Origin of the sequence: Sulfitobacter sp. F26169L (assembly GCF_026410285.1) — a bacterium.
In the GTDB taxonomy this organism is placed as follows: domain Bacteria; phylum Pseudomonadota; class Alphaproteobacteria; order Rhodobacterales; family Rhodobacteraceae; genus Sulfitobacter.
The window spans coordinates 383,433-396,757 of the sequence record NZ_JAPMLP010000002.1 but is presented as its reverse complement, the minus strand read 5'-3'; the positions used below and the strand labels follow the sequence as shown (position 1 = coordinate 396,757).

Genomic DNA, 13,325 nt, shown 5'->3' with positions numbered 1-13,325 from the left:
GGCGGATATTAAATTGCAAACTCAGGGTTCAGGGATGGTCAACAAATCTGTTTTATCCAGCACGAAGCCTGATCCGATCCAAGCAGCCTTTAACTCTGCCAACCGCGCGCCCAGTGCTGCGCCCTGATAGAATGGCATCAGATCTTGCGCTTTTACGGGAAACACCTGCTGGGATGCATGTTCCAGCTGCGCTGCGAATTCGGGATCAGGCAAAGTTTCAGAAATTGCATTTCTGATCAAATAGGCTTGGATTGCAATACTTGTACCGTGATCGTAAGCAGTCTCTAACAGGGATGATCCTTCGAAAGTAGCGTTATGAATAATTGCATATTTCCGCTGCTCTGCTCTGCTGAGGCGGAGCCGATCCGGCACATTTTCTCCGCCCAGCGCTACCAGCCGGCCCAACCAGTCGGGCGCGCATCCCAATACGCCTTCGCTGTGGATCATCAGAAGGACAAAGCGAACATCGCTCGCAGGCAGAATAGTCCCTAATACGCCCGTTCGGGACATAGCTGCCAAGGCCGTAGATGGATCGGGCGCAAGTAGAAGTTTGGACATCTCGACACCTACCCGCTCTGCCGAAAGTGTCTCTAACCCGTCCAGATTGGCTGCAATTGCCGCTATCGCCTCGGCGTCCATCCCTGCCGAGGTATCTCCGTACCACGCATGGAAACGGAAATAACGTAGTGTACGCAGGTAATCTTCACGAATGCGCTGGCTCGCATCCTCAATAAACCGCACACGGCGCGCACGCAGATCCTGAATGCACCCTAACGGATCGAATACCGCACCATCCGCATCCGCATATAGGGCGTTCATCGTAAAATCACGACGGCGCGCATCGTCACCGACATCTGTCGAAAACGCCACAACAGCGCGGCGACCGTCGGTTTCGACATCACGCCGAAAGGTCGTAACCTCGTATCCGACACCATCAGAAACCACGGTGATCGTGCCGTGATCAATTCCCGTTGGAACGGATTTCAAACCAGCCTTTTCAGACAGCGCGATGATTTGTTGCGGCGTCGCACTGGTGGCCAGATCAACATCACTAACCGGCGCGCCTAACAACGCATTGCGCACACAGCCGCCGACATAGAATATCTGGTGCCCACCGGCATAAATCGCATCACAGACAGCGCGCGCCGAAGGGGCAGTTAGCCACGGCGCGTCAGCAGGATTTATTTTTGTATAATTTCGGTCCATGCGCGCAACATACGCGCAGTTGCACCCCAGATGTAATAGGGCCCGTAGGGCACAACATAAAAATGGCGCATCTGTCCGCGCCAGCGACGGGACTGCATCAGATAATTGTCGGGGTTCAGAACGTGATCCAGCGGCACGGCAAACACTTCGTCCACCTCACCCGGCTCGGGCCGAATTTCAAAATCCGTTTTCACGAAGCCGATCACGGGTGTCACACTAAAGCTGGTTACAGTCTCATGCGCTGGCAGAGTGCCCAACACCTCTACCGATTCGGGCGGCAGGCCGATTTCTTCATGTGCTTCTCGTAAAGCTGCGGCGATGACATCAACATCACCTTCGTCCTGTTTCCCCCCGGGAAAGGCGATCTGTCCCGGATGATGTTTAAGCGCGGCAGACCGCACCGTCAAAAGCAAGCTGAGGCCGCGCGCGTCTTCGACAATTGGCGCGAGAACACCAGCAGGGCGTAGTACCCGCCCCGCTGGTAGAATCGTATCAGTGTTCAGATCAAAATCAGACGATCCAACACCGGTTTGTGCCAAGGCACCGCGAAACCCTTCCAGCCGCTTATGCATCTTTTTCCGCTTCAAAACCGACAGATGCAGGATCAAGATCGTAATGCGCGCCGCAGAACTGGCAATCCGCGGTCACGCGCCCATCATCGGTTGTCATCGTTTCGATATCACGTGCCGAGTAGATCGACAGGCTTTGGCGGACCCGATCTTCAGAACAACTACAGCCGAAATGCACCCGCTGTTTGTCAAACACGCGCGGACGTTCTTCATGAAACAAACGCAACAACACATCAGACGGTGCCAGAACCGGTCCAATCAACTCCAGATCATCGACGGTATCCAGCAGGATATTCACCCGATTCCAGTTCTCTGTTTCGTCGTCGTCCAGCAGATCGACAGGCTGTAAAGTCTCGCCAGTGCCTTCATCTTGCGCAACAAATGGTGATGCCTTTGGCATATGCTGCAACATCACACCACCCGCGCGCCAGTGTTCGGCTGCATCCGCTGTCGTTGATTTACCGAAGCTCAGCTCAAACCGTGTTGGCAACTGTTCTGACTGGGCAAAGTACCCCTCAGCCGATTTCGACAGGCTTTCTGCCACCAGTGGCGAAATGCCCTGATAGGGAGTTGTCCCCTTGCCTTGGTCGATCATCACGGCGAAGTAACCCTTGCCAACCTGATCAATGGGCGCTCCTTCCGTCAGTCGATCCGCATCATAACTTGCGTAGGCACGAATGCGCGCAGGCGCGCCATCTTCTGACGGGCCATAATAGTCGGTTGCGATCATCCGCACAGGACCATCCGATTGCACCTGAAGTTGCAGCTTCCAGCGCAGCTTCATCGTCTGCCCGATCAGGGCGGTCAGCAGAGCCATTTCAGCGACCAGCGCCTCGACCTGCGGGGGGTAATCATGCTGCTCCAGAATACCGCCAAGGGCAGTATCAAGGCGCGCAATACGGCCCCGAATATCCGAGTTATCAAGCTGGAATGGCAGAACCGTATCGTCCCACCCGCTGCTGTTTGCATCTGTCATTTTCATCTATCCTTACCGCGAAGCGCTTGGCATACCGTGCCTATGTAGTGCGGGCAAGCCGTGACAAAAAGGGGGCAACCATGATCAGACGCGTCGGAGAAGTGCCGGAACGTGACAGGCGATATACTGTTCGGGCCGGTGTTTATGCAATTCTGCCCATCGGACGCCGTTTTTTACTGACCGCAGCTACAGGCGGAAAAATTGATGTTCAACTACCCGGTGGTGGGATTGATGCGGGCGAAAACCCCTTGCAAGCGCTCTACCGAGAAGTTCGCGAGGAAGTGGGCTGGTCTATCGCACGCCCCCTGCGACTTGGCGCTTTTCGACGCCATGTGTTTATGCCTGAATATGATTTATGGGCAGAAAAGCTGTGCACAGTCTATGTTGCCCGCCCCGTGCGCCAACTGCATCCACCAATAGAAGCGGACCATGAAACACTGATACTTGACGCAGATGATGCGATAGCAGCATTGGGCAATGACGGTGATCGCATGTTCCTCGAAGCCTATGTTGCCGCGAGGCCATGATATTCAAACAGGATCGCAGACACATCATCAGGGAAATCCGCGCTGCCGTTGAATTCTGTGAGCCGCCATATCAATGCCTCAAGAAATGCGGGACCGCGAACGGCGGCCAAATCTTTCATCATAGCTGTAAGCCCCTCTTCACCCAGCAATGCACCATCAGGGCCAGGACATTCCGTGACACCATCAGACAGGATCAAAATCCTGTCGCCGCGGCGTAGAGTAAGTTCAAACCGGTCAAAGTTTACGCCCGATAGCAACCCGACCGGAAAACCGCCGAGTCCGGTTTGTTCAATCTCGCCATTTGCGCGCTGTACAGCGGGGTGTGGGTGTCCCGCCTGTGACAGCACCATATGCCCTGTTTTCAATTCGACAAAGGCGAGCAGCAGCGTAAAGTAATGCTCTGTCTCCATTTCGTCGAGGACCAGCGTATTCAGCGCCGCAACCACTTCATCAGGATGGCGGGGCACGAACTGGCCTTTGGTATTTTTACGCAGGGCAACGTTTTGATCCGGTGCAGCGCTGGACAGATACCCGGCCAGACGCGCCGTCATCAACGCAGAGCTTATCCCGTGACCGGAAACATCCAGTGCATAAAGCCCGATATGCTGCGGCCCTGCTTCGAAAAATCCTACCAGATCACCGCCCACATGCCCTGATGATCGCAACATCAATGACAGATCACCAACAGGAAGCGCGCGAAATCGCTCCCTTACCAGTGATTGCTGTAACTTCTTGGCCTCCTGCAGATCGCTGTCGATATTATCATACAATTGTTGCAATTCGCCGAGCGTTTCAAGCAGCGTGCGGTTTGCTTGCGCCATAGATCGTTGCATTTCAATCAGTCGCTCACCTGCGGTTATGCGCGCGCGCAACTCGTTGCTGTCTACAGGTTTGGTCAGGAAATCATCGGCACCGCTGTCCAGACCGCGCGCAACTTCCTCCTTCTCACTCTTGGAAGTGAGAAGGATAAAGTAGCTATACTCTTCTCCATCCATTTCACGGATACGGCGGCACAGATCCAGACCCGACATTCCCGGCATCATCCAGTCACTTAAGATTAGATCAGGCCGGCGGAGCGCGACCAACTCCAACGCCCGCTCGGCGCTGTCCGCCTCTGCCACGTCAAACCCCCAGCGCTTTAAAGAAAGGGTCAGTATTTTGCGCTGTAATTTGCTGTCGTCCACCACCAGAACATGACGGATCGCCCCGCCGCGCGGCAGATGTGATAGCGTAAGAGGAGGGGCCGGAATGGCGGACATAATAACTTCACACAAAATCAATCCCGCAACCTTTAGCGCCTTGATCTTAACAACCAGTGAAGCGGCTCACACTTGCAGGCGATTACTTTTCCTTAACCCTTTTCGGCTAAAGCTAAGGGTATAAGGGAGGCTTCGCATGATTGACTGGAAGAGAATAAAAACACTTCGGAACGAGATCGGCGAAGAAAGCTTTCCCGAGGTGGTTGATATCTTTATCGAAGAAGTGTCGGAGATGATATCGAATTTACGCGATGCACCGCAGACAGAAACACTTGGCGAAGACCTTCATGCTTTAAAGGGCAGCGCACTGAACCTCGGGTTCACCATGTTCGCAGATTTATGCCAGAGCGGCGAAAACCGCGCCGCTGATGGTCGCGCGGAAGACATTTCGCTAGCCCCGATTCTGCAATGTTATGAAGATAGTAAGGATGTTTTTCTCGCCGGCCTACAAAATGGTAAGGCAGCTTAAACCAGTTTGTAAAAGCCGCTGACGCTGATGCTACCCTGTTCGTTAATCGCTTTTGCACGCAACATCTGCATCCCTTTGATCCACCGCGCCGGATCGGCACCGCGCAGCGCACTGTATTTCGCCACTTCGGGGTGCGGCATGATGACAAAAGTACCATCCGCCACGCCCTGCCAGACAGACGCGGCCACATCGCCTGCTGTTAACAGATTGCCCTGCGCGTCCGCATCGCCCAGCCCCAAAAGCGGGGTAGCAACATATTGCGGACAAACAACCGAAACGCCGATTCCGTCATCACCATGGGCGATCAGCAGCGATTCAGCAAAACTGACGGCAGCGTGCTTGCTCGCCGAATAGGCCGCATCTCCGATCTGGTTCAACAACCCCGCAGCAGAGGCGACGTTGACAAAATATCCCGACCCACGCGCTATCATCGCCGGAAGCAACGCACGCGCCGCCCAGACATGCGCCATCACGTGGACATTCCAATTCAACGCCCAGTCGGCATCGGGTGCCGATGCCGCATGGCTTGGGTCACCGCGCCCTAATCCTGCATTGGAAACAAATATATCTAGCGGACCATGTGCCGCCTGAGCAAATTCAATGGCTTCTATGATTTGTTTTTCTTGCGTTACGTCACAGGCAACGGCAATGGCGCCGATTTCCTTAGCGACACTTTGCGCAAGTTCGATATTCAGATCAGCAATGCAGACCTTGGCACCCGCCGCCACCGCTTGCCGCGCAAGCGCCGCGCCAATACCGCTGGCACCGCCGGTGATCACAATAGACTTACCTGAAATATCCATGGCCCACTCTCCTACAATACGAATTGAGCTAGCGTTTCATCATTGGTGATATCTGTATAGGTAAACCCTGCGTCATCAAGCTGTGCCAGAAACCGTGGAAATGCATCGGGACTGGGTGTTTCAATACCGATCAAAACCGAACCAAAGTTGCGCGCCGATTTCTTGAGGTATTCAAAGCGGCAGATATCGTCATCAGGGCCGAGTATATTCAGGAATTCTTTCAACGCACCGGGACGTTGAGGCATCCGCAAAATAAAGTACTTCTTCAGGCCCGAATACCGCTGCGCGCGCTCTTTTACCTCTGGCAAACGTTCGAAATCGAAATTGCCGCCTGATGTGACGCAAACGATTGTTTTACTTTTGATCTGTTCAGCAACTTCGCCCAGCGCCTCGATGCTCAGCGCACCGGCAGGCTCCAGAACGATGCCCTCGACGTTCAGCATTTCGATGATGCTGACACAAATCCGGTCTTCGGAAAGATGCACCACATCTGCGCGATCCACGTCTTTGAGCCATTCAAAATTGCGCATCCCCAGCTTCGCAACCGCCGCACCGTCTACAAAACTATTAATCGGCGAAATATCGACAGGCGTACCTTCTTCCAACGCGCGCGCGAGGCTTGGAGCCCCCAAAGGTTCAACAAATGTATAATCACAGCGATCCTTGAAAAACGCGCGGATGCCAGCGGATAATCCCCCACCACCGACCGGCAGAATAATCCGGTCAGGTGCCCGCCCAAGTTGGTCTTCAATCTCGACCGCAACAGATGCCTGACCTTCGATCACACTATCATCATCGAACGGAGACAGAAAATATGCGCCCTCTTCGATACAATACTGCTGCGCTGCACCAAGCGTTTTATCAAAGTAATCGCCCACCAGTCGCACTTCGATATTGTCACCACCAAAGATTCTGGTTTTCTGGATTTTCTGCTGTGGTGTTGTCACTGGCATAAAGATCACGCCGCGCACCCCGAAATGGCTGCACATAAACGCAACACCCTGCGCGTGGTTGCCAGCAGAGGCACAGACAAAAACCTGATGCTCCGGTATCAGCTTGCGCATGGCATTAAACGCACCGCGCAGCTTATATGAGCGCACAGGGCTCAGATCCTCCCGCTTTAGATAGATCTCCGCGCCGAACTTCTCGGACAGGAGCTCGTTTTTCATCAACGGAGTTGCGGGAAAAACGCTGCGCATGGCGCGTGTCGCGGCGATTGCGCCCATTTGGAAATCTTCGCTCATATAAATGCTGCGCCCTTTGCTGCGGTTGTTCTTTGGATAGGCCTGTAACGGAGATGCGTCAATAAACCCGTCCATCTTGCCGCGCCCCCCAAAACCCGCTACCCCAACCGCGAAACGCGACAAAGGAATGCCCAATGTTCAAGCCTAAAAAAGTTGTGCTCGCCTATTCCGGTGGCCTCGATACCTCGATCATCCTCAAATGGCTGCAAACCGAATATAACTGCGAAGTTGTCACCTTCACCGCCGATCTGGGTCAAGGAGAAGAGTTGGAACCCGCGCGCGCCAAGGCAGAAATGATGGGCGCGTCCGATATCTACGTCGAAGACGTGCGCGAAGAGTTTGTGCGTGATTTTGTTTTCCCGATGTTCCGTGCCAATGCGGTGTACGAAGGGCTGTATCTGCTGGGCACCTCCATTGCCCGTCCGCTCATTTCCAAACGTCTGGTAGAGATTGCGCATGAAACCGGTGCAGACGCGGTGGCGCATGGCGCAACCGGAAAAGGCAACGATCAGGTCCGCTTTGAACTGGCAGCCTACGCGCTTGACCCCGATATCAAGGTCATTGCGCCGTGGCGCGAATGGGATTTGACCAGCCGCACCAAACTGCTGGAATTTGCAGAGCAGCACCAGATACCTGTGGCAAAAGACAAGCGCGGCGAAGCGCCGTTTTCTGTGGACGCGAACCTGCTGCACACCTCATCCGAAGGCAAAGTGCTGGAAGATCCTGCTGTTGATGCACCTGAATATGTTTACCAGCGCACTGTTTCCCCCGAAGACGCGCCGGACGAGCCGGAATATGTCGAAATCGGATTCGAGCGTGGCGATGCGGTATCTGTGAACGGCGAAACGCTGTCTCCGGCCGAAGTGCTGACCAAGTTGAACGAACTGGGCGGGAAGCACGGCTGCGGCCGTCTCGATCTGGTCGAAGGCCGCTTTGTCGGGATGAAATCACGCGGTATCTACGAAACGCCGGGCGGTACATTGCTGCTCGAAGCGCACCGCGCGATTGAGTCCATTACCCTGGACCGTGGTGCCATGCACCTGAAAGACCAACTGATGCCACAATACGCCGAGTTGATATACAACGGCTTCTGGTTCTCGCCAGAGCGTACGATGCTGCAAGCGGCAATTGATGCCAGCCAGACCCATGTAACAGGAACTGCGCGCCTGAAACTTTACAAAGGCCACGTGCGTACTGTTGGCCGCTGGTCTGATTACAGTCTCTATTCCGAGGCCCATGTGACATTTGAAGATGACGCCGGGGCGTATGATCAGAAGGACGCAGCAGGGTTCATCCAGCTGAATGCGTTGCGGCTAAAGCTGCTCGCGGCGCGCGACAAACGTATGAAATGAGCATTTCGGCCTGATCAGATCCTTCTGATCGGGCCACGCCCGCTTTGGTGCTGAACCCAGCACAACGATCTTACCGAGCTGATTGATCATATAAATCCGAGTGAGCAGCTTCAAAAAAAACGAACGGCCCGAGCAAATAAATGCCCGAGCCGCCTACTCGTTACTAAGACCGAAAAATCAGTCTATGCGGTAAACACTACCTAAATACTATTTAAGAACGCTGAACATTTAACAACGATTTGGATTTGTTCACGGGGAAAGACGGCGCTGATGTAACCGTTGATAGTACGGCACCGCCTCCTCCAAAACCGATTGCAATTCGGCCGGCACATCAGGCAACGCGCCCTCAGCACCTGCAATGCCTGTGCTGTTGTGAACCGCCCCGTACCAGTGCTGCGCCCAGATGCCATCCTCCGCCCGCGGTCCTGCTGGCCAATGCAGCATCATCGGGTCAAAGGGCAGTTCAATCGCGGCACATAATGCGCGCAACATGCCTTCGGGGTCTGCGCGAATATCCGTGCTGTCGATTACGATACCACCCAGCCGATCGAACAAATCGGCCTGCTGGATAAAACCGATATCATCCAGCGTCGGCGATTCACGCTTGGCGGCATAGCTGGCGATCACGCGCGCGGGATGCCGTATCAGATGGATGTTTACGCAATCGTTGGCCCACGCCATCGGAAAGCCGTCCAGCATATGATGCGGCATATGCTTCATATACAAATGCGGATTTCCTTCGCGCCCACATAACGCCGCAACTCGCACCGGATCGGATTCATGCGCTGCGATAATCTGGTCTGCCATGGGGTGGTCGCTCCCCGATTTGACCAGGTAGGGCGCATAGAATGGCTCGTCCATCACAGCGAAATCGTCCCGCGCGCCGAATGCGTACATCATTGCCGTACTCAGATTGCGGGGGCCTGACCACATGGCGATACGCATCGGCGGGATCCTTCTGTAATGAACTGCGTTGAACCAAGTCTTAGCAGGCCAAACAGGACGGTAAACTCAAATCACCACACCGTGAGGAATTCATTCAAGCGTTGCGAAACGCTACGCACACCGTCAGCATGGTGATAAAAATGGAGAGTACCATGAGCACGCTCAACAATCTGAAGTCTATCGCACTGGCCGGTCTGATCGCAGTCGGCCTATTTGTGAAAGCCGCGCCTGTCCATGCAGGCGGCACCGAAACACTGACAGTCGCCGGCGGCTGTTTCTGGTGCGTCGAAGCGGATTTCGAAAAGGTGAAAGGCGTGAAAGATGCTGTCTCAGGCTATACTGGTGGCAAAACACCTGATCCGACTTACAAGCAGGTCACCGCAGGCGGGACCGGTCATTATGAAGCAGTCCGGATCACCTATGATCCATCCGTGATAAACGCGAGACAGTTGCTTGATCTATTCTTCCGTTCGGTCGACCCAACCGATGCAGGCGGCCAGTTTTGTGATCGCGGCGACAGCTATCGCACTGCAATATTCGCAAACGGCGATCAGAAAGCCGCAGCGCAGCGAGCCAAAGAAGAAGCACAGGCCGAACTGGGCCAGACGGTTGTCACGCCAATTCTTCCGGAAGCCAAATTTTATCCGGCTGAGGAATATCATCAGGATTATGCGAAAGGATCGAAATTGGTCATCACCCGCTTTGGACCCAAATCCCAAGCGAATGCTTACAAAGCCTATCGCGAGGCTTGTGGTCGCGATCAGCGCGTTAAAGAACTTTGGGGCAATGCCGCGCCGTTTGCCGGTTAACTCCCGAAATGATCCTGAATTTCCTTCAGGTCGGGGATTACATCCGCCGTGCCACGCCGCGCCACCATTAAAGCGCCTGCTTTTAGGGCCAGATCAATCGCGGCGTCCATGTTCATGCCGCGATCCAGACCGGCCACAAGATATCCGGTAAATGTATCACCTGCACCTGTCGTATCCACTGCTTCGGCGGGATAGGCATCAAACCGCTTTTCCCCTGTGTTAGAGAGCCATCTGCACCCTTTTGCACCCAGCGTCACAACCACATCAGGAATGCCCAATGCGTCAACACGTTGTCCGGTTGCTGTTTCCAGCTGAGTTGCTTCGACTTCGTTGAGAACAAGCAAATCAATACGGCCCAGAAGCTGTTCTATCGCGGCTGCTTCGAACGGGGCTGCGGCATAGACAACCCGCAGGCCCAATGCCTGGGCCGTGGTTGCGGCGTACTCTTGCCCGTTGGTTTCGTTCTGCATCAGCAGGAAATCGCGGGGCGACGCTTCGGTCAGGGCGGCACCAATTATGGCTTCGCTCAGCTCTATGTTTGCTCCTTGAAATAAAACGATATTATTCTCGCCACCTTGCTCGATCACGATGTTCGCATGGCCCGTTGGCACATCAAGTTGCGCAATGTGGGGCGTATCTACACCGTATTCCAACAACCGCTCAATGGTCCACGCCCCCTCCGGCCCGACGGCGCCTATATGAGACACCCGCGCCGCACCGCGCGCCGCAGCGACAGACATATTTGCACCCTTGCCGCCCAGCCCGAAACCATAACTGACCGCCGCCAGCGTTTCACCAGCGGCGGGCAAATGCGGCACCTCGTAAAACTTATCGATATTAATCGAGCCGAGGTTCCAGATCATCCGCCAACCTTACAGGAGGCGAGAATTGCCATGTTCAGGATATCGTTTGCTGTAGAGGTTGAAGAAGCGATCTGGATGGATTTATCCAACCCTGTCAAAATCGGGCCGATCACCGTCGCCCCCGCCATTTCCTGCATCAGCTTGACCGAAATACTGGCAGAGTGGCGCGCAGGCACAACAAGAATGTTCGCCGGACCTGTCAGACGTGAGAAAGGATAGCTCTTCTGGGTTTCGACGTTCAGAGCAACATCGACAGTCATTTCACCTTCGTATTCAAAATCCACCCCACGGCTATCCAGCACGCTGGGGGCCTTGTGCATTTTTTCTGCGCGCTCCGATACCGGATAGCCAAAGGTGGAAAAGCTTACAAATGCCACACGCGGCTCCATACCCAGATGCCGCGCAACGCGCGCGGCACTCTCGGCAATATTGGCAAGATCGTTCGCGTCCGGCCATTCATGCACCAGCGTATCCCCGATCAACACAATACGCCCTTTGTGCAGAAGCGCCGTAATCCCTGTCACGCCTGCTTGGGAATTGGCTTCAAACACGTGGTTGATCCGTTCAAGAACATGCGCGGATTTACGTGTGGCACCGGTGACAAGCCCGTCTCCGTGGCCGTGGGCCAGCATCAGCGACGCAAAAACATGCCGATCACGCGCGGCAAGGCGGTGAATGTCTTTGTGATCAAACCCGCGACGCTGAAGCTTTTCATAAAGGAAGGATTTATAAACATCCAAGTGAGGAGTATTGGCCGCGTTGACTATTTCCAGTTCCGACAGTGCGTCACCGATGCCTGCGGCAATCAATTTACCTTTCACATCATCTGTGCGGCCCACAACCAGCGCTTTTCCGTATCCCTGCCGTTGGTACATCACAGCGGCGCGCAGTACCTTGGGGTCATCGCCTTCGGCAAAGATCATCTGCGATTGATTGGCGCGGGCGCGCACATTGATGCTGCGCATGATGTTCGCTGTCGGATCAAGACGGGATTTCAGGCTAAGCTCGTAAGCTTCCATATCAATTATAGGACGGCGTGCAACGCCTGTATCCATCCCCGCTTTTGCCACTGCCGGCGGAATACGGTGGATCAAACGCGGGTCAAACGGGGTCGGGATGATATAATCGCGACCGAACGTGAGGTTTTTACCGTAGGCAAGCGCAACTTCATCCGGCACATCCTCACGCGCCAGATTGGCGAGGGCATGGGCGCAGGCAATCTTCATCTCGTCATTAATCGCCCGCGCATTGATGTCGAGCGCCCCGCGAAAAAGATACGGAAAGCCCAGAACGTTATTTACCTGATTGGGATAGTCACTGCGTCCGGTGGCAACGATAGCATCTTCCCGAACAGCGTGCGCTTCTTCGGGGGTTATTTCCGGGTCGGGGTTTGCCATCGCAAAGATCACCGGATCAGATGCCATGCTTGCAACCATATCCGCAGTCACCGCACCCTTGGCCGACACGCCCAGAAACACATCGGCACCGTCCATCGCATCCGCCAGACTACGTGCATCGGTAGACGCAGCATGGGCCGACTTCCACTGGTTCATGCCGTCGGTGCGGCCCTGATAAATCACGCCCTTTGTATCACACATGATACAGTTATTGTGCTTTGCTCCCATTGCCTTGAGGAGTTCAAGGCAGGCAATACCCGCAGCACCCGCACCATTGAGAACGATTTTCACGTCCTTAATCTTTTTACCTGATATTTTCAAAGCATTCAGCAGGCCCGCCGCACAGATGACTGCAGTCCCATGCTGGTCATCGTGGAAAACAGGAATGTCCATTTCCTCTTTCAGACGCTGTTCAATGATGAAGCATTCTGGCGCCTTGATGTCTTCCAGATTTATGCCGCCAAAGGTCGGCCCCATCAGCTTGACCGCGTTGATAAACGCTTCGGTGTCTTCTGTGTCCAGTTCGATGTCGATCGAGTTCACATCGGCAAAGCGTTTGAACAAAACCGCCTTACCCTCCATCACCGGTTTGGATGCCAACGCGCCGAGGTTACCCAACCCCAGAACCGCCGTACCATTCGAAATCACGGCAACAAGATTGCCCTTGTTCGTGTAATCATATGCCAGTTGCGGATCGGCAGCGATTGCCTCACATGGCACGGCAACACCCGGAGAATACGCCAGTGACAGATCACGCTGGGTTGTCATGGGGACGGTCGCGGTGATCTCGAACTTGCCCGGTGTCGGGTCAAGATGAAAGGCCAGCGCCTCTTCGGAAGTTACTTTGGTTTTGGTCACAGGCAGGCACTCTCCATTTGTTTCGGCAATCATAGCGGTGCAAGCGCG

The 13,325-nt window shown here is 54.6% G+C and carries 13 protein-coding genes; 4 read left to right on the top strand and 9 right to left on the bottom strand.

The genetic code is table 11. The features are described from left to right. Positions 1 to 21: 21 nt before the first annotated feature. The 3 genes from OS189_RS06125 to hslO are packed head-to-tail and all read right to left on the bottom strand — an operon-like array spanning position 22 to position 2,751. On the bottom strand, positions 22 to 1,206 hold the full coding sequence (locus tag OS189_RS06125) for a CCA tRNA nucleotidyltransferase (protein ID WP_267166406.1): 1,185 nt from the start codon (positions 1,204 to 1,206) through the stop codon (positions 22 to 24). Then, positions 1,182 to 1,778: a CoA pyrophosphatase gene (locus OS189_RS06120; RefSeq protein ID WP_267166405.1), complete on the bottom strand. Its 597-nt coding sequence runs from the start codon at positions 1,776 to 1,778 to the stop codon at positions 1,182 to 1,184. Before OS189_RS06120 ends, OS189_RS06125 begins: the two co-directional genes overlap by 25 nt. Beyond that, the gene (hslO, locus tag OS189_RS06115; RefSeq protein WP_267166404.1) at positions 1,771 to 2,751 is read right to left on the bottom strand and encodes an Hsp33 family molecular chaperone HslO; all 981 of its coding nucleotides are present in this window, start codon (positions 2,749 to 2,751) and stop codon (positions 1,771 to 1,773) included. Before hslO ends, OS189_RS06120 begins: the two co-directional genes overlap by 8 nt. 80 nt (positions 2,752 to 2,831) lie before the next feature. Between hslO and OS189_RS06110 the strand changes: the two genes are divergently transcribed. After that, positions 2,832 to 3,278: an NUDIX domain-containing protein gene (locus OS189_RS06110; RefSeq protein WP_267166403.1), complete on the top strand. Its 447-nt coding sequence runs from the start codon at positions 2,832 to 2,834 to the stop codon at positions 3,276 to 3,278. Here the strand turns inward: OS189_RS06110 and OS189_RS06105 are convergent. Further along, the gene (locus OS189_RS06105; protein WP_267166402.1) at positions 3,257 to 4,537 is read right to left on the bottom strand and encodes a PP2C family protein-serine/threonine phosphatase; all 1,281 of its coding nucleotides are present in this window, start codon (positions 4,535 to 4,537) and stop codon (positions 3,257 to 3,259) included. The genes OS189_RS06110 and OS189_RS06105 overlap by 22 nt on opposite strands. 136 nt (positions 4,538 to 4,673) lie before the next feature. Here OS189_RS06105 and OS189_RS06100 point away from each other — a divergent pair, with 136 nt between their 5' ends. Further along, on the top strand, positions 4,674 to 5,006 hold the full coding sequence (locus tag OS189_RS06100) for an Hpt domain-containing protein (RefSeq protein ID WP_267166401.1): 333 nt from the start codon (positions 4,674 to 4,676) through the stop codon (positions 5,004 to 5,006). Here OS189_RS06100 and OS189_RS06095 read toward each other — a convergent pair. After that, positions 5,003 to 5,809, bottom strand: coding sequence for an SDR family oxidoreductase (locus tag OS189_RS06095; RefSeq protein ID WP_267166400.1), 807 nt, complete (start codon positions 5,807 to 5,809; stop codon positions 5,003 to 5,005). The genes OS189_RS06100 and OS189_RS06095 overlap by 4 nt on opposite strands. An 11-nt stretch (positions 5,810 to 5,820) precedes the next feature. Next, on the bottom strand, positions 5,821 to 7,053 hold the full coding sequence (gene ilvA, locus OS189_RS06090; RefSeq protein WP_267166539.1) for a threonine ammonia-lyase IlvA: 1,233 nt from the start codon (positions 7,051 to 7,053) through the stop codon (positions 5,821 to 5,823). Between the two features lie 134 nt (positions 7,054 to 7,187). Between ilvA and OS189_RS06085 the strand changes: the two genes are divergently transcribed. After that, complete coding sequence (locus OS189_RS06085; protein WP_267166399.1) at positions 7,188 to 8,405, top strand: argininosuccinate synthase; 1,218 nt, start codon at positions 7,188 to 7,190, stop codon at positions 8,403 to 8,405. 249 nt (positions 8,406 to 8,654) lie between these two features. Here OS189_RS06085 and OS189_RS06080 read toward each other — a convergent pair whose 3' ends face one another. After that, on the bottom strand, positions 8,655 to 9,350 hold the full coding sequence (locus OS189_RS06080) for a sulfotransferase-like domain-containing protein (protein ID WP_267166398.1): 696 nt from the start codon (positions 9,348 to 9,350) through the stop codon (positions 8,655 to 8,657). Between the two features lie 152 nt (positions 9,351 to 9,502). Here OS189_RS06080 and msrA point away from each other — a divergent pair, with 152 nt between their 5' ends. Next, a complete protein-coding gene (msrA, locus tag OS189_RS06075) occupies positions 9,503 to 10,159 on the top strand; it encodes a peptide-methionine (S)-S-oxide reductase MsrA (protein ID WP_267166397.1) in 657 nt (218 codons plus the stop codon). Here msrA and OS189_RS06070 read toward each other — a convergent pair. Continuing rightward, a complete protein-coding gene (locus OS189_RS06070; RefSeq protein WP_267166396.1) occupies positions 10,156 to 11,022 on the bottom strand; it encodes a ribokinase in 867 nt (288 codons plus the stop codon). The genes msrA and OS189_RS06070 overlap by 4 nt on opposite strands. Next, entirely contained in the window at positions 11,019 to 13,277 is a 2,259-nt protein-coding gene (locus OS189_RS06065; protein WP_267166395.1) for an NADP-dependent malic enzyme, read from the bottom strand. Before OS189_RS06065 ends, OS189_RS06070 begins: the two co-directional genes overlap by 4 nt. Positions 13,278 to 13,325: the final 48 nt, after the last annotated feature.

What these genes read in the sequence shown, in the direction of transcription:
- OS189_RS06125 (WP_267166406.1), bottom strand. Translation starts at nt 1,206, where the DNA reads ATGGACCGAAATTATACAAAAATAAATCCTGCTGACGCGCCGTGGCTA.
- hslO (WP_267166404.1), bottom strand. Translation starts at nt 2,751, where the DNA reads ATGACAGATGCAAACAGCAGCGGGTGGGACGATACGGTTCTGCCATTC.
- OS189_RS06120 (WP_267166405.1), bottom strand. Translation starts at nt 1,778, where the DNA reads ATGCATAAGCGGCTGGAAGGGTTTCGCGGTGCCTTGGCACAAACCGGT.
- OS189_RS06100 (WP_267166401.1), top strand. Translation starts at nt 4,674, where the DNA reads ATGATTGACTGGAAGAGAATAAAAACACTTCGGAACGAGATCGGCGAA.
- OS189_RS06080 (WP_267166398.1), bottom strand. Translation starts at nt 9,350, where the DNA reads ATGCGTATCGCCATGTGGTCAGGCCCCCGCAATCTGAGTACGGCAATG.
- OS189_RS06095 (WP_267166400.1), bottom strand. Translation starts at nt 5,809, where the DNA reads ATGGATATTTCAGGTAAGTCTATTGTGATCACCGGCGGTGCCAGCGGT.
- OS189_RS06105 (WP_267166402.1), bottom strand. Translation starts at nt 4,537, where the DNA reads ATGTCCGCCATTCCGGCCCCTCCTCTTACGCTATCACATCTGCCGCGC.
- OS189_RS06070 (WP_267166396.1), bottom strand. Translation starts at nt 11,022, where the DNA reads ATGATCTGGAACCTCGGCTCGATTAATATCGATAAGTTTTACGAGGTG.
- OS189_RS06085 (WP_267166399.1), top strand. Translation starts at nt 7,188, where the DNA reads ATGTTCAAGCCTAAAAAAGTTGTGCTCGCCTATTCCGGTGGCCTCGAT.
- OS189_RS06110 (WP_267166403.1), top strand. Translation starts at nt 2,832, where the DNA reads ATGATCAGACGCGTCGGAGAAGTGCCGGAACGTGACAGGCGATATACT.
- msrA (WP_267166397.1), top strand. Translation starts at nt 9,503, where the DNA reads ATGAGCACGCTCAACAATCTGAAGTCTATCGCACTGGCCGGTCTGATC.
- ilvA (WP_267166539.1), bottom strand. Translation starts at nt 7,053, where the DNA reads ATGAGCGAAGATTTCCAAATGGGCGCAATCGCCGCGACACGCGCCATG.